We start from the raw sequence: 15,865 nt of genomic DNA, 5'->3' as shown, positions 1-15,865 counted from the left end.
GGAGCAAAAGGCGAAAAAGGGTAGGTTATCTGACATTTCTGATGGAATAGCCAGAACAGTGCTTCAAGTCCGAGAGAGAAGGCATACATTTTATTTTAAAAAAGGCTCTGGCCTCCCTATGGGGAGATCAAAGCCTTTTGGCTGTTCGCTTATTTAGTTGTTGCGACGATCTTTCAAGATGACATCTGCGAACAAAATAGTTTTCGGGATACGGAAAAATTGCTCCGCTTGTTCCTGAAACGCAGCAGAAGGCAGTGTTCCCTGATGCAGCCATTTGCGGAAAGTGCCGGGATGAACCCCGATCCAGTGGCTGACATCTGTCACCGACAAATCATGGACCATACACAAGCCTGTCAAAATACGGTTACTAACCGGAGAACGGGTCACCGTACGCTTCATGAAGCGAGATGACTCGGGTTGACATATGACAGGGCTATTACGCACAACTTCTTCATTGAAGAGAATATGACGCGGGTAGCCGAGTAATTGGCAAGTCTTGTCCAAATTGGTACTGCCGGGTATCCGTCCTTCATATACCCACGCACTGACACTGCGTGAAGAGATGGAGAGGTCTTCAGCAAGCTGGGACAATTTGATATCATTGGCCATCAGCACGGCAAGAAGAACCCGATTGCGGATTTGACAGCGTGTCGGTTTTCGGAATCGTTTAACACGGACGCCTTTTCCCAAGTATTTACGGTTGATCAGAGACCACGCCTGGATGGAATGTTGTTCTGGTTGATTAGGCATATTTCCTCCGATTTTTTTTAACCAAATACTACAATAAACAACGGGGTACTTTCAAGTGCCGGGTTTACCGGTTATAAATGCGTCAATGCGTCAATTCATGATAAAGAGGGAACTACGAACTAGACCATGCGCAATTTACATCCTAGTATATTCCTAGATTACAATGTTTCACTAAAAATGAGGGGAGAAATTGAACAGGAATAAAAATAATATAGTTCTAATTACTTATTATTAGGTCTAAAGAACTTTTATCTGTTTTTTGTTGATATGATGCGGTTTATTTCCCTGAATTCCCCAAAAGCATGTGATTTTCGTTCTTCTGTTATGAAGAGGATGTGCACAAATCTGAAATGATAAATCCGCATGTTCAGCATGACATGTGACCTGTCAAATCTCTTACTTTTACATATATTGTATGATACTCAAGTGTAAGGGAGAGGTGAGGGACGTGAATCTATCTGTGAATACCTTTGCTGCCATCTCGGGAGCATTTGTTACGTTTGCTTTTGGCGGATGGGATCAGTTACTGAGCCTGCTCGCGGTCGCGATGGCTGTGGATTATATAACAGGTTTGGCAGCGGCGGTAAGAACAGGTACCGGGTTGAATAGCAACATTGGATTCTGGGGGATTGCTCGCAAAGGGCTCATGCTGACCGTTGTTTTGCTTGCTCATCGAATTGATCTGATCATGGGAACCGATTTTATCAAAGGCGGAGCTATTTATTTCTATCTGGTGAATGAACTCATTTCAATTACCGAGAATTATGCCAAAATCGGTCTTCCATTGCCTGCAAAGCTCAGACAGGCCATTGCAGTGTTGAAGAAACAGGAAGATCAGGAGTATCTGATGAATCGTGAATGGGCCAAACCGCAGCAAACTCCAGACAACATCAAGCAGCAGGCTGAAACAGGACAAACTTTGGAGGATGACTCAGCAAAACAGACGGAGGATGGATCGCAAAAGAAATCCGAATCGAAAGGAAACGGTTCGGATTAGTTTTTCTTATCAAGAGAACGTTTCCAAGTATCCTTTCGTAATAGAGAACGTTATGATATATTTTGGATACATGAAAATTCATTCATTTCTACTATTATATTAAACGAGGTGCTTGCCCAGATGATAAAACATATTGTCCTGTTCAAAATGAAAGATCGCTCAGCAGAAAGTATTGAAGCTGCAGCCCAGGTGCTTCGCAATCTGGAAGGTAAAATTGATGTTCTGGTTTCACTTGAAATTGGGATTGATGTGCTTCGCTCGGAGAGATCGTTCGACATTTCACTCACGGCGGAGTTTGCGTCACTGGAAGATCTTCAGGCGTATCAGGTACACCCGCTTCATCAGGAAGTTATCAAGTACATGAACGAAGTCAGAGAACAGTCAATTGCAGTGGACTACGAAATCTGATCTGTCATTTAAACTACGTTGAGATAAAGGGGACTCTGCATGAGCGATTTAAGAGACGTTATGGAATTTCTATATATTTTTGTTGTGTTTCTAATCGCTTGTCCTGTGATGATATTCTGGCTTAAGCGAAGAGGGAAACGGAACCGATAACTCACTGAACGGGAAGTGAACGAATGTATTATGTGAACAGAGAACAGATTGCCCGCCGGCTTGCTGCTGTACCGGAAGTAGCTGAAGGACTTCGTGGGGCAGCAGAGGCTTGGGATGGCGGTCTCATGTTGGGGATGGTACAGGAACGTTGTCTTCACCTGGCGATCGAGATTGTTACCGATGTGGGAAGTTATCTGATTGACGGTTTCATCATGAGAGATGCGAGCAGTTATGATGATATTATTCAGATTAATTATGAAGAAAAGGTTTTTGATCATTCGACCTATGAGATCTTGCGTCAACTTGTCACGTTACGCAAACCACTGGTGCAGGATTATTACAGTTGGGAGCGGTCTGAGCTCCATCCGCTTAGCGTAGAGTTGCCGAGCATACTTGAACATTTTACTACACAGGTTAGCGCCTACGTGGAAACAGAACTTGGTCCTTTCAATGCGGCTCAGGCCGAGGGACAGCGCAAGGAATGAGGGAAATCGCATGACAAATGAATCAAAAGAATTTAATGTAGTAAACACTGAAAATAACGAAACGAATGAAACACCTTCCGGATTCCATCCGGTGTATATGGTTGAACTCTTGTTCAGGGAACGTCCAGAGGTGAATCGCCTGCGTTTGCAGGAAGCTATGATTCGTCATACAGGACAAGTCCGACTGGATGTGAAACAAGAGAGCGGAGGGCAAAAGCATGAGATGCTTGTCTTCTATCATCTGGACCATAAGGTATCCTTCCAGGAAGGAAATATCCCTGCGCAGACCTGCATGCTCCCTGTGAATAAAATTGTAGATCGTGCACGCTTTGGCGGGGCTCTGCAGCAAGCATGGCATTGGCCGGAAGTGGGACAAGTTGTAGAAGCTTCACGTTACTCCATCCGGATACATGATATGTTCACGGCTGCTATGCCTCGTAAACAGCGCTTGGAGCTGTTTCAGAAGACTGTACTGGCAATCATGGAGAGTGTCACCTGTGACGCGCTGTATTGGTATGGCAGTGATAAGCTGGTTGAACCGGAAGCATATACGCAAGCTCAGGAACGTGAGGAACATCTGTATGCAGCCATGAACGTTCGAATGTATCAAGCCGGAGGTACAGAGGAACAACGCGGGTTGGTCATGGATACCGTGGGATTATCTGCGCTGGGTGTACCTGATGTCCAGTGTCACTTCGTCGGTCTTGATCCAGATACGGTGGCTCAGACTTTACTGGGTGCGGCGTATTACATATTTGATCAGGGGGACGTTCTGCAAGATGGACAGACGCTGGGTTCTTCAGGTGGACGTCGCTGGCGTTGTGAACATCAGGCGGCATTGATTGCACCGGGACGATATGTGATTGATTTGGACCCGGGGGATGAGCATGCCGCGGCTGATCTCGAGCCGGCTCGTCAGAATTGAGTTTAAGCCAAGTCATCTGCATCCATTCAAAAAGAGCGTTCAGATTATTTTTAACATCTGGAGTGTCAAGTCAAGCCTGTGCTGCTTATAATGCATCAACAGAGTAGGCATTCGCCCGGATGGCTGAGCGACAGACCGTTGCTTCTAGTCCGGTACTTAAACAATAGTAAAGGGAGAGATGTGACGTGAAGGATTCTAACAAAAGTTTGTTGTGGGGAGCTCTAATTGGCTCCGTGGTTGGCTCAGTAACGGCATTATTGCTGGCGCCGAAATCGGGACGTGAACTTCGTCAGGATATTACAGAAGGTGCTCGTCAGGTATCGGAGAAAGGTCAGGAACTGGCTGGTATCGTGGGAGAACAAAGTTCGCAGATCGTATCCAAAGTTAAAGAGACCGCAGATGTCGTGATTCAGGATATTCAATCCTGGCGCAATTGCGCTGAAGGGAAAGAAATTCGCATATCGGCAGCCATTGTTGATAACGATATCGATAAAGCAGTGGATGAACCCGGAATTGACATCGTAGCGAAGCTTCCTGCGGATGAGTCCAAGGACGACAACTAAGCAAAGCTTGATAAGCAGGCTTTCCTCTATTTAGAGGAGAGCCTGCTTTGTTGCGTGTCCACACATAGATGACGTAGCGCGTGGATTTAATTTGAACCCTGCGATGAAATCGGGTAAGATGTAGGTACCTTTTTGCCGGAATGTTCATACGGTAGGAAGAAAGCTTTGAGAAACAATCGTTTTGAGAACCAATTCAATGAAGAAGGAAGCGGTGTGTTCGTGCAGCAAGCAATCGCTATATTAGACTCCGGTGTGGGGGGATTGACCGTCGCCAAGGAAGTGATGCGTCAGCTCCCGCGGGAAAAGATCATTTATTTTGGGGATACTGCCCGGACACCGTACGGACCCCGTTCGTCCGAACAAGTAAAACAATTTACGGAACAAATCGTTGATTTCTTGATCCAATTCGATCCGAAGGTTATCGTTATCGCCTGTAACACAGCAACAGCAGCCGCGCTGGAGTATATCCGTGCCAAGGTGAATGTGCCTGTCATTGGTGTTATACATCCAGGTGCGCGGGCCGCAATCACAGCGACACGTACAGGACGTATTGGTGTGATTGGTACCACGGGTACCATAGGTAGTGGGGCTTATACATCGGCACTCAAACAGTTGTCCCCCTATATTGATGTGGTCAGTCAGGCTTGTCCGGCGCTGGTGCCGTTGGTGGAACAAGGTGAATTTCGTTCCGAGCACACGACACATACGGTGGAACAATCATTGGGCGAGATTAAACAACAGCCAATCGATTGTCTTATTCTGGGTTGTACGCATTATCCCTTTCTCATGGACACGATTCAGGAAGTTATGGGGCAGGAAGTGAAGTTAATCAGTTCAGCAGATGAAACGGCACGTGAAATCAGTACGATTTTATATGATAAACGAAAGCTGGCCAGTGGGGATGAGACTCCGGTGCATCAATTTTTCTGCACGGGTGACCCGCGAATGTTCCAGAATATCACCCGTCGATGGTTGGGGGAGCAGATCTCCAAGACCCCTGTTGTCTGGCAGGTAACGCAATTATCATAGTTATACTCAAAATATGCATGAATAAGACTTTTAATTAATGTATTTTGGTTGTGGACGATCCCGGAACTGTGAAGTTCCGGGATTTTTTGTCGTCATTATGCATTAACCGGAGAGAAACATGATTCATGTCACATGACGGACAACCTGACCTGCATACATATGTTACAGACACGAAATCGGTCAGAACTGGACAGGAGAACTGTCTTTTCCTGCGGAAAGGAGAACAACATGGATCTGCAGTGGATTATCGTTCAGCGGGGAGATACATTGCCGCGAATTGCGTCAGCACATCATATGACCAAAGAGTTTCTTGCTGCACTGAACCCGGAAGTAGCTGCCCAGCCATACTTGCTGGCGGGTCAGATGCTGCGTATTGTCCCCGGGACAGGTCGCAGATACGCTGTACCACCTGGAGAAAGTGTAGGGGAGATTGCAGGCAGATTTGGTCTGGACGAAGAGGTATTGCGCCAGGCCAATCCCGAAATCACCAATGTAACCGACTGGGTTGGTCGCTGTATTCATATTCCGGCTTCGAATGGAAAAACTATTGTGAAGATTCAGGGAGAGTATGGTTATCGAGAATTAATCAGGGATATAGACAAGCTGGAGAATCAATACCCGTTTATCGAGACGGGGTCCATTGGAACAAGTGTCATGGGGAAGTCGCTGCCTTATTTGCGTATTGGGCAAGGGTCCAGACATATCCATGTTAACGCTTCCGTTCATGCTAATGAGTGGTTGACAACTGCAGTTCTGATGAAGTTTATCGAGGAGTATGCCGAGGCGTATAGTGCGCATAGGACATGGCATCAATACCAGACTGAACGCTGGATGCAAGAGACGACACTCTGGGCCGTGCCTATGGTTAATCCGGACGGGGTCGAACTGGTTCAGGAAGGTGTGGTCAATCAGCATCCACATGCACAGCAGTTGTTGGCCTGGAATGCCGACAGATCACATTTTACCCATTGGAAGGCCAACATCAGAGGGGTGGATCTGAATGATCAATTTCCAGCCCATTGGGATGAAGAGGCAGCGAGAAGAGGTGTGACCTCACCTGGCCCCAGGGATTATGCAGGGACAGCGCCATTGACAGAACCGGAGGCACAGGCCCTTGCGCAGTGGACGCAGCAACATACATTTGATGCGGTTGTATCCCTGCATAGTCAGGGACAGGAGATCTATTGGAACTACCGTGATCTGGAACCTAGAGAGAGTGGACCGTTGTCGCGTAGACTCGCCAAAGCTTCCGGCTACAAGGCGGTGAAGCTCAGTGGCAGTGATGCCGGATACAAGGACTGGTTTATTCAAGATTTCGGTAGACCGGGCTTCACGGTAGAAGTTGGATTAGGTGTTAATCCGCTTCCCGTAGAACAGTTTGATGATATTTGTATAGAAGTGGGAATGTTGCTGGCTGAACTGTTATCCAATGGACAATGAGGCAAGACCCCGAATTATGATGGTGTGAAACTTAACAGTAGATCATTCGTATAACAGGAACGGACGCTATGAGCGACGTTCCGTTTTTATTATTTTTTATAATGACATTCTACGTCATTCGTTCTGAAATTTTTTGAACGGGTAATGATGGATGTGCCGTTTCGGCGACATATATTTATTATACGGAGGGATTCAAATGAAGTGGAGAAGACTGCTATCGTTCAAACGATGGACACAAGTTTTCAAAAGGCTCCCCCGGCTGCTCCGGGCTCCGCAGATTCCTTTGGGAGAAAAGTTGTTGTTTATTATTCCGGCGCTGTTATACTGGGTACTTCCTGACGTCATGCCGTTTATGCCCATCGATGATATCGGGGTCACTTTGATTCTGATGAACTGGTTTGTAAGCCGGGCAGAACGTAAATATCCTGTGCTTCAGGAGGGGACACCTTCTTAATTTGCAGCCCGATGGATCATTTTAACATTGAATTCGCATCAATGTTATTGCGAAGAGCGGTAACTTTCTTTACAATAGATGCTGTAGTTTAAGAATGCTGAAATTGTTGAAACCTGCAATTACAATATAGGAGATGAAGAGAATGAACTGCAAAATTACGCGTAATGCTGCTAAAGTATTGAAGCTTGAATTGGACAAGCCGGAGAACGAAGGAAAAAAACTGCGCGTTGTCATCACACATGCACATGGTGACCATGCTCACTACGGGCTTGATCTCGACACACCAAAAGAAAATGATACGGTTGTATCTACGGATAAAGAGATTGATGTCATTCTCGCGAATGATCAGCCTTTGTTGAACGGTGTTAAAATTGATTACCTCTACTTCCCGGAAGAGGGATTTGTTATTACGAATCCGTCCCAAGGTAATCACGGCGACCACTAAGGGCGCGAAGAAGGGGAACTCATGGCTAACGATATCCGCGTATGCGAAAAGTGTAATCATGTCCGACTGAAATCGATTGTACCCAAGTTGCAAAAAATGGCTCCAGACACGGAGATCAAGATTGGGTGCAAATCCTATTGCGGTCCTTGCGCGAAACGTGCGTTTGTCTTTATCAACGGTCGGTACATCAGTGCGCCGACAGAAGAAGAAGTGCTCGCCAAAGTCGCAAAGTTCGTGAAGTAACAGGATATAACAAGGTGAGTGGAGAAAACTGTCCACACATCAGAAAGGAGGGGCTGCGTGCCTCTCCTTTTTTTGCGTTTGGGTAGCAGTGAAAGGATGTGTTACTCCATAGCACCTTTGACCATTTCAGTAATTTGGAAGGAATCTTCTCGAATTTCAATGGCAATGACCGTATTATCCTTTTTCAGAAAATGTACATGCCCCAGTCGTTCTTCCTCCAATTCGACCCAACCTGTATCCGCTAACTTCTGAAAATAATCCATTGGTGGGTAGAGTCCTTGTTCACCCCCAATATGTTTCAGTTCATACTTAGCCCCTTTTTCAAGGTTGGGATCATCCGAATAAGTTATGTTTTCAATAAGCTTTGCATTAGTTGGAACAGGAATGTCTGGGTTCATGGATGACCCTGTATATCCTTCTATCTCATATGTTGCTGGAGCGCAGCCTTGCACCCAAATGAGGAAGGGCAACATGCAGAGTGTCAATATTATTTTCTTCAAATGAATTCCTCCTGATTCGGCATGATTATCTAATAAACGTAGCCAAATCAACTAAAGTTACGATAAAAACACAAAAGAAGAATAAGGAAGGCTTGTGTTATCCATCCTAAAGGGGTAACAGGAACATGATAATCCCAAGGAGGAATACTCATGCCGAAGCGTTATGATTCCAGTTTGCAAGCAGATACCACCGTATCTCAGGCGCAAAATGCGGTGAACAAGCTTCATTATGCTGTATCTCAGGCCATGTCTCATCCGACGGCACAGACCATTGTACAGGCGGAACGTCGTCTGGCACACACGGAGCAGGCGATGCGACAAGCAGAGCTTTCACTCGGAGGGCAAGGTGTTGAGTTGGCAGAGGAAATGTTCATCGAGGAGAAGAGAAGATTGAATTCAATCCAGAGTCAGCACGGTCAAGGGAATTTATAACGTTCCTGTCACATCAGAACCCGCAGGGCAGCAATGCTTTGCGGGTTTTTCATATCATTTGCAAAGACTCTGGGTCCATGGGTTTACTCCGACAGTATGTCGAATGGTCGCTTAAAATTCTGTGAGAAGGTTAATAGAACAAGAGCAGGCAAAATTCCATACGGGAGGTACAGAATGACAAAACATATTACAGATTGTACGATTCTGAACAACGGAGTAACGATGCCATGGCTAGGATTTGGAACATATAAAGCAAAAGGTAAGGAAGTACAACAGGCGGTTGAGACCGCTTTGGAGGTTGGATATCGCAGTATTGATACCGCGTCCATCTATGGAAATGAAGAAGAAGTGGGACAAGCTATTGCAAGCAGTGGTGTTGCCCGTAACGAACTGTTTGTGACGACCAAGCTTTGGAACGAGGATCAGGGATTTGATTCAACGTTGAGAGCATTTGAAGCTAGTCAGAAGGCACTTGGACTGAATGTAATTGATCTTTACTTAATTCACTGGCCTGGCAGAGACCAGTATAAGGAGACGTGGAGAGCATTCGAACGTCTATATAGCGAAGGAAGCATCCGTGCGATTGGTGTGAGTAACTTTCAAGTACATCATTTGCAAGATATCATAGATGAGGGCGGAACGGTGCCTGCGGTAAATCAGGTAGAGCTGCATCCGGGTCTGATCCAGCAGGAACTTCAAGATTTCTGTGGGGCGCAGGGAATTCAACTGGAGGCTTGGAGCCCGATCATGAAAGGCAAGCTGAACCAAGAGTCCACCCTCAAAGCGCTGGCCCAGAAATATGGGAAAACGCCAGCACAGATTATTCTGCGTTGGGACATTCAGAATCAGATTGTGACGATTCCGAAGTCCGTTACCCCGGAGCGTATTCGTGAGAATGCGGACATCTTTGACTTTGAATTGACACCGGATGAGTTGAGACAAATTGATGCACTGGATTCGGATAAGCGGACGGGTCCACATCCAGATCAACTGTTCTGGGATTAAGTGGGTGGCGCTAATTGAATATAAGTGTTTGATGAACTACTTGTGTTTGTTCCGGTTACGGATCGTTCTTTGTGGTTTAAGATGTAAGCATAATCGGTCACGCTAAGACACTACTTGTGCAGAACAATCTTTCGATCGCCGTTATCCCCGAATTTTTTTGAAATTCCCTGTATCAAGGGGAAAATCCGGTGATAAATGCGAGCGCTCCGCTTCTCCAGCTTTTTTCTGCCACTCCGTTATCGTGAAAATTATAAATCCATCTTTAGATTTGGTGGGTAATTAAGAAGCATATAAAAAAAGTAGCAGGATCGGGAAATATCCCCTGATCCTGCTGCTTTGTGTGTGTGACTTGGCTTAATTTTTTTTCGGGACTTCGCAACCGTCATCTGTGCAGACTCCGCTGCCGTCTGTTTCTGTTGTGTTGGATTCAACCATTGTGAATGGGGAACGCTCGTCCCATGCTTTTTGAATGGCATCCAGGAACACCTCGTCAGGCTGAGCGCCCGATACAGCGAACTTGCGGTCGAATACGAAAAAAGGTACACCACGGATACCGAGTTGCTCGCCTTCTGCTTGGTCAGCGCGGACATTGTCGGTGAATTGATCACTGGACAGCACTGCCGTAGCTGCATTTCGATCCAAGCCGACTTCTTCTGCTAACTGAGCCAACACTTCAGGGTCGCCGGAGTGTTTACCTTCAATGAACACAGCTTGGAATATCCGTTCACTCAGTTCAAGCGCTTTGCCTTGTGTATCCGCCCAGTGTGTCAAGCGGTGAGCTGAGAAGGAGTTCGTAGGGATCATGGCATCGATATTGTATTCCAGTCCTGCCGTACGAGCATTGGCATTCATCTGGGCATTCATACCTTTGGCCTGTTCCACGCTCATATTATATTTGGCAGCCAGATATTCCGAATTGGTTTTGCCTGGGTTCAATGCTGCGTTTGGATCAAGCTCGAAGCTTTTGAATTGCAGCTTCACTTCATCACGGTGTGGAAACTGTTCCAGTACATTCTCCAGGCGGCGTTTACCGATATAACAGAAAGGGCACAGAAAATCAGACCATATCTCAATATTCATTTTATTATAACCTCCATCATCCTTTTAGTTGAAACCAATATGGTTACAATTATAAAGCCACTTTCTATAATTCGCAAGGAGATTACTTTTTATCCCGATATGCCTTGGACCAATGGTACGGTTGGATCTCATCCAGTCTCTTGAAGACCAGTTGACCAGAAGGGTCGTATACGGCAGCTTTGACTTCTTCGCCCCAGTAAAATAATCGTTCCTGGCATACACCGCAAGGTGTAAGGACCTTAAATTCTGAATGCTCGTCATCACGAGCGATACAGAGGGAGTGGGTGACACGTTCGTTCAATTTGTGAGCTTCCAGATAAGCCCCTGTTTCCATACATAGATGTGTGGCATCGTTGATGACCTCTGGCGCTACGCTAATCAGTAGGGAACCGGCTTCAGTATAGACGGCACCTGCGCCACCCCATCCCTGAGGATAACGTTGCTTCACAAATTCTGCGGCTGCATCGAACAATTTCTGTTCCATATTAAGTGGTTCAGTGTGTAATGTCATGTAATACAAGTTCCCCTTTTTAAATGCAAATACAAATTAAATTCATTTCGTGTATTGTTTAGTTTGTCATTACGATATTAATCATTGAGATGTTGCTGCTCCACTGTCTTCCTCTCGAAAGCGCTCAATCAAATCATAGGTAATCACGGTGTCCGAGACATGTAATCGCTTGGCTGCTTCATCATGACCTGGACGGCAAGCATTGATATCTGTTTTGTCACGTGTTGACAGGTCATAACAAGCGCCATTCTCGTAGATATAATCATCCGATGGAATATAAAATTCAGAACCATCCGAGAATGCGCCATTACGCAGCACAACCGTACGTGCAGACCCGTCATATACGTCGTTGCCCATATGATAATAGGACTGGTCGGACACGCCGAGCAGATGCAATACGGATGGCGTGATGTCCAGTTGTCCCGAAGGTTCGTCGATGGTTCCGGCATCTGCTCCGTCCGGTAAATGCACGAGCAGGGGAACCTCGTTCATGATTTGTGCCATATCCAGTTCGTTCAGCGAACGTCCCAGGAACTGTTCGTATTGTGATTGTTCCTTGATCGAGTTGTCGTGGTCTCCGTAGAACATAAAAATGGTATTTTCCCATAATCCCCGATTTTTCAGATCCTCCACCATCTTGCCAAGCGCCGAATCCACGTAATGAACGGATTGCAGATAATCACCGAACATCGTTCCCTGGAACTCGCCTACATCCAGTTGCTGCTTCTCTTTTGGCAGGGCGTATGGGTGGTGACTGCTGAGTGTAATGAGGAAGGAATAGAACGGTTCGGTCACCTCACTACTCATTTTCTCAACGGATTGCCGGAAAAAGGATTCATCAGACAGGGACCAGCCAAGCGGGTCATCCTGTGCAAAATCATTTTTACTATAAAACTTGTCGTACTTCATGTTCTGATACATCGTATACCGATTCCAGAAGCCACTCTCATAAGCGTGAAATACGTTGGTGCTGTACCCGTTGTCCTTCAGAATGGAAGGAAGGGAATCATACGTATGGTCTGCATATCGTACAAAGGCTGATCCAACCGGAAGTGGATGTAGGGAAATATTTGCGCCAAAATCGGCATCTGACGTTCTGCCCTGACCGGTCTGGTGATAAAAGTGACTATAATACTGACTTTCCTTCATCAGTTCATTAAAATGGGGCGTGATCTCCTGACCGCCAATGCTCTGGCCAATCATGAAGTTCATAAAAGCCTCACCCTGGACAATGATCACATTGCTGTCTTTATATTTGCCAAACAAGGCATCATTCTGCGGGGCAGTTCCTTGCCTTTCAGCGAAGAATGCCTTTGCTTGCTCAACATCAGCGGGTTCAGCCTGCGGCCCGGAGCCGATGTGGTCTTTGGCATAGTTGTACAGATCATAACCGTGAAAAGCGAGCAGTCCGGTCACATTGTACATGGATACATTCCACCAGTTGTTATCAAACAGGCCTTTGGCCCATGTTTTGCTATAAAAATAAATCGGGCCGACGGCGAGGCCAAGTCCCAGCACAAGGGCAATGCTGCCAGCCGTGAGACGGCGGCGCAACCGTGCCTTGCCATCGTTATACGAATAACTCCCGTAACCAGTAATAGACGTGCTGGAGTGCTTCGAACGGTAACGTCTGCTGAACAGTACGATAGCTGCGAACGGAATGACGACAAGCCAGTCGGCAAAGAACCAGAGATCACTTGTGTAGATCAATGTGGCGATGCTGTCACCCAATGCGTCAACTTGTCTTGCCTGCAACAATACCGGGATGGTCAAGAAATCCTGGAAATAGCGATAATACACCATATCGGCGTAGATTAGTGCGGTAAGCAGCAGGTTAAGGACGGCGAGAGACACGATCATGCCTCTACGTGGCAGCAACCAGGTCCAGAAGGACAAGAGTAGTAAAGATCCAATGGCAATGACTTTATCCAGCAGTCCCATCGTAATGTTATAAGCGTGAAGATTGTGATGGAGCCACATGAGTTTGAGCAGCATAAGTGCTAGAAAAATAAGATATAACATTAATGGATGATTTAGAAGCCCGCGTGGCATGGAACTGCGCGTAGGCCGAGTGACAACCATATGTATGTCCCCCTTGCTTTTTGTTGTTTTGTTATCGGAATGTAAAATAGGGCTCCATTCATTATAGCGTGGCCTCATGTGTTTTCAACTATGCCTCAGAAGAATTGATTTCTGCTGAAGCGAAGAGCGAAGTCGGTGAATTCTTATGACCAGAAAAGCGCATAAAAAAAGTGCGCCGGCCATGAATGGCAGGAGCACTTTAGATTCGAAATAATTATGAAGATTGTGGTGCTTTATTTCGTGGGGGCAGTGGGCCCAAATACTGATAGTACTGGGTTTCAATTCGTCCGTTGAACAACTTGCGACGTTTGTCTGCCTTATGACCGAAATACTCCTCAAAAGCTTTGGTCGACGTGATGGCAAAAAAGGACCATGTTGGCATGTCGAGGTAACTGCGCCCTAATGAGCGGAGCAACTTCTGAACTTCTTTTTCTTCACTCAAACGTTCACCATATGGGGGATTGGTAATGATGACACCATATTCACCCTGTGGTCTTGCGCGGTGAGCCGGCAGGACGCTGACTTCAATATCTTTGGCGAAGCCAGCACTTTTGATCGCTGCCATAGCAACTTCAATCGCTTCAGGATCAATATCGCTACCTGAAATCTGTAATGGGACATCGTCACGTACAGCATCGAATGCTTCTTCGCGCGCCTGTTCCCATAATTCTTCAGGAATGACAGCCCAGTCTTCAGAGTTGAAGGTTCGACGAAGTCCTGGTGCAATGTTCCAGCCGATCATAGCGGCTTCGATCAGCATTGTGCCTGATCCACAACACGGGTCATAGAATGGACGGGTTACATTCCAGCGGCTAAGCTGAATAAGAGCTGCAGCAAGTGTTTCTTTGAGTGGCGCTTCGGTGACGAGTTTACGATAACCCCGTTTATGCAGACCTGGTCCCGTTGTATCCAAAGTAAGCAGGGCGCGATCGTTCAGCAGAATAACCTCAATCACATAACGAGATCCATCCTCTGGGAACCACTCTGTGTCATAAGTCAGCTTCAGTTTCTCTACGATTGCTTTTTTCACGATCCCTTGTGATGCAGGCACACTGCTTAACTGGGATTTTTGAGAGCGACCCTCTACAGGGAATTCGCCGTCGGCTGGAATCCACTCTTCCCAAGGCAGTGCTTTGGTGCCTTCAAACAATTCGTCGAAAGTTGTGGCAGGGAATTCACCCATTTTCACCAATACGCGATCCGAACTTCTCAGCCACAGATTACAACGGCATATATCAATATAATCTCCTGTAAAGAAAACCCGGCCGTTGTCGATCGTAACATCTTCATACCCCAGTTGCTTTAGTTCCCGGGCAACAACAGCCTCGAGTCCCATCGCCGAGGTTGCAATCAATTGCAATTGAGCCATGTGATTCATTTCAACTCCATTTCAAGCTGGAGAAGGGAGATCCTTCTCTCTGCTGTATAGTAACGGTGCGGCCTTGCCGCTTTCCGTGAAAAAACTTACAATGAGAAATGCGGTGAACGTATGCACTCCTCTTTCGAGGTGATGCATCAGTCAACCGCCTGTGTTGATAACAAACATTTATTATAGAACATTGGCATCCATATGGAAAGCAGTCCAAGTGTCCAAGGAGGATTTTAGTGGTGAATCTGACCCCTGATGAATATGTAAATCAATTATTTCAAGAGGATGAGCTTTTGCTGAAAGTGAAAGAGGCCATCCGTTCGAACGACATGCCTGAGGTTTCGGTTGCGGCGGCATATGGACGATTGCTCACGTTTCTAGCGAAGACATCCAAAGCAGAAGCTGCGCTCGAAATCGGCGTGCTGGGCGGTTACAGTGGGATCTGCATTGCACGAGGTTTGCGTGAGAATGGAACCCTGACTTCGCTGGAACTGAAAGAGGAATATGCGGCAATGGCGCGTGGTCATCTGGAAGAAGGCGGTTTTGGCGAAAAGGTAGAGTATCGCATTGGCCCAGCAGCAGACAGCCTGGAGCAATTGGAGCAAGAAGGTCGCACATTTGATTTCTTCTTTATTGACGCAGATAAGGAGAATTATCCGGTATATCTTGACTATGCCATTAAGCTGGCTCGGCCAGGTGCGGTCATTGTAGGTGATAATTGTTTCCTGCGTGGTCGTACACTGAATCCGGACAAGCAGGGTCCGGCCGTGCTTGCTGTTCGTCGTTTCAATGAACAGATGGCAAGTGACCCGCGTCTGGTGACGACGATGTTGCCGGATTACGATGGGCTGGTACTTGCCTGGGTGAAGTAAAAGTGGATATTTCCTAAAGATAAAACTCCGATGGAACACGATCTCGCGCTTTTATGCTTGTGAGGTGGATCGTGATTCTGTACGGAGTTTTCTAAAAACACACAAAGAAAGAGATGACAACATTT

At 46.4% G+C, this 15,865-nt stretch carries 18 protein-coding genes and 1 pseudogene; 13 read left to right on the top strand and 6 right to left on the bottom strand.

The window, feature by feature from the left end; all coding sequences use genetic code 11:
- Positions 1-153: 153 nt before the first annotated feature.
- A complete protein-coding gene (locus MHI14_RS21055; RefSeq protein ID WP_017689431.1) occupies positions 154-750 on the bottom strand; it encodes a helix-turn-helix domain-containing protein in 597 nt (198 codons plus the stop codon).
- A 415-nt stretch (positions 751-1,165) separates the two neighbouring features.
- Between MHI14_RS21055 and MHI14_RS21050 the strand changes: the two are divergent.
- From MHI14_RS21050 to MHI14_RS21005, 10 genes and pseudogenes are all read left to right on the top strand, one after another.
- A pseudogene (locus MHI14_RS21050) lies at positions 1,166-1,582 on the top strand (phage holin family protein); the annotation flags it as partial.
- 285 nt (positions 1,583-1,867) lie between these two features.
- Positions 1,868-2,155 carry a Dabb family protein gene (locus MHI14_RS21045; protein ID WP_017689429.1) on the top strand — a complete coding sequence of 96 codons (288 nt, stop codon included), beginning with the start codon at positions 1,868-1,870 and terminating at the stop codon, positions 2,153-2,155.
- 173 nt (positions 2,156-2,328) lie between these two features.
- Positions 2,329-2,790, top strand: coding sequence for a DUF86 domain-containing protein (locus MHI14_RS21040; protein ID WP_341131144.1), 462 nt, complete (start codon positions 2,329-2,331; stop codon positions 2,788-2,790).
- Positions 2,791-2,800: 10 nt separating this feature from the next.
- The gene (locus MHI14_RS21035) at positions 2,801-3,715 is read left to right on the top strand and encodes a DUF4261 domain-containing protein (RefSeq protein WP_341131143.1); all 915 of its coding nucleotides are present in this window, start codon (positions 2,801-2,803) and stop codon (positions 3,713-3,715) included.
- 185 nt (positions 3,716-3,900) lie between these two features.
- Entirely contained in the window at positions 3,901-4,278 is a 378-nt protein-coding gene (locus tag MHI14_RS21030; RefSeq protein WP_091032288.1) for a YtxH domain-containing protein, read from the top strand.
- 219 nt (positions 4,279-4,497) lie between these two features.
- Positions 4,498-5,307, top strand: coding sequence for a glutamate racemase (gene racE / locus MHI14_RS21025; protein ID WP_076209504.1), 810 nt, complete (start codon positions 4,498-4,500; stop codon positions 5,305-5,307).
- Between the two features lie 228 nt (positions 5,308-5,535).
- Positions 5,536-6,747: a M14 family zinc carboxypeptidase gene (locus MHI14_RS21020; RefSeq protein ID WP_445670347.1), complete on the top strand. Its 1,212-nt coding sequence runs from the start codon at positions 5,536-5,538 to the stop codon at positions 6,745-6,747.
- A 196-nt stretch (positions 6,748-6,943) separates the two neighbouring features.
- Entirely contained in the window at positions 6,944-7,201 is a 258-nt protein-coding gene (locus MHI14_RS21015; protein WP_036670081.1) for a hypothetical protein, read from the top strand.
- 142 nt (positions 7,202-7,343) lie between these two features.
- The gene (locus tag MHI14_RS21010) at positions 7,344-7,646 is read left to right on the top strand and encodes a heme biosynthesis protein HemY (protein WP_036670085.1); all 303 of its coding nucleotides are present in this window, start codon (positions 7,344-7,346) and stop codon (positions 7,644-7,646) included.
- A gap of 21 nt (positions 7,647-7,667) precedes the next feature.
- Positions 7,668-7,889, top strand: coding sequence for a DUF1450 domain-containing protein (locus MHI14_RS21005; protein ID WP_017689421.1), 222 nt, complete (start codon positions 7,668-7,670; stop codon positions 7,887-7,889).
- Between the two features lie 101 nt (positions 7,890-7,990).
- Here MHI14_RS21005 and MHI14_RS21000 read toward each other — a convergent pair whose 3' ends face one another.
- Positions 7,991-8,389, bottom strand: a complete 399-nt coding sequence (locus MHI14_RS21000) for a hypothetical protein (protein ID WP_143023574.1) — start codon at positions 8,387-8,389, stop codon at positions 7,991-7,993.
- A 150-nt stretch (positions 8,390-8,539) separates the two neighbouring features.
- Between MHI14_RS21000 and MHI14_RS20995 the strand changes: the two genes are divergently transcribed.
- Together MHI14_RS20995 and MHI14_RS20990 are read left to right on the top strand one after the other, a co-directional pair.
- A complete protein-coding gene (locus MHI14_RS20995) occupies positions 8,540-8,821 on the top strand; it encodes a hypothetical protein (protein WP_076209046.1) in 282 nt (93 codons plus the stop codon).
- 174 nt (positions 8,822-8,995) lie between these two features.
- On the top strand, positions 8,996-9,826 hold the full coding sequence (locus MHI14_RS20990) for an aldo/keto reductase (RefSeq protein ID WP_036670089.1): 831 nt from the start codon (positions 8,996-8,998) through the stop codon (positions 9,824-9,826).
- A 354-nt stretch (positions 9,827-10,180) separates the two neighbouring features.
- Here the strand turns inward: MHI14_RS20990 and MHI14_RS20985 are convergent, their stop codons facing one another.
- From MHI14_RS20985 to MHI14_RS20970, 4 genes are all read right to left on the bottom strand, one after another.
- Positions 10,181-10,906, bottom strand: coding sequence for a DsbA family oxidoreductase (locus MHI14_RS20985; protein WP_091032282.1), 726 nt, complete (start codon positions 10,904-10,906; stop codon positions 10,181-10,183).
- An 82-nt stretch (positions 10,907-10,988) separates the two neighbouring features.
- Entirely contained in the window at positions 10,989-11,417 is a 429-nt protein-coding gene (locus MHI14_RS20980; RefSeq protein WP_091032279.1) for a cytidine deaminase, read from the bottom strand.
- Between the two features lie 81 nt (positions 11,418-11,498).
- A complete protein-coding gene (locus tag MHI14_RS20975) occupies positions 11,499-13,499 on the bottom strand; it encodes an LTA synthase family protein (RefSeq protein ID WP_339309078.1) in 2,001 nt (666 codons plus the stop codon).
- Positions 13,500-13,713: 214 nt separating this feature from the next.
- On the bottom strand, positions 13,714-14,868 hold the full coding sequence (locus tag MHI14_RS20970) for a THUMP domain-containing class I SAM-dependent RNA methyltransferase (protein WP_133385923.1): 1,155 nt from the start codon (positions 14,866-14,868) through the stop codon (positions 13,714-13,716).
- 239 nt (positions 14,869-15,107) lie between these two features.
- Between MHI14_RS20970 and MHI14_RS20965 the strand changes: the two genes are divergently transcribed.
- A complete protein-coding gene (locus tag MHI14_RS20965; protein WP_341131142.1) occupies positions 15,108-15,740 on the top strand; it encodes an O-methyltransferase in 633 nt (210 codons plus the stop codon).
- Positions 15,741-15,865 lie beyond the last annotated feature (125 nt).

Origin of the sequence: Paenibacillus sp. FSL K6-2393, from assembly GCF_038002545.1 — a bacterium.
GTDB lineage: Bacteria > Bacillota > Bacilli > Paenibacillales > Paenibacillaceae > Paenibacillus.
This window is presented reverse-complemented; position numbering and strand designations above follow the sequence as displayed.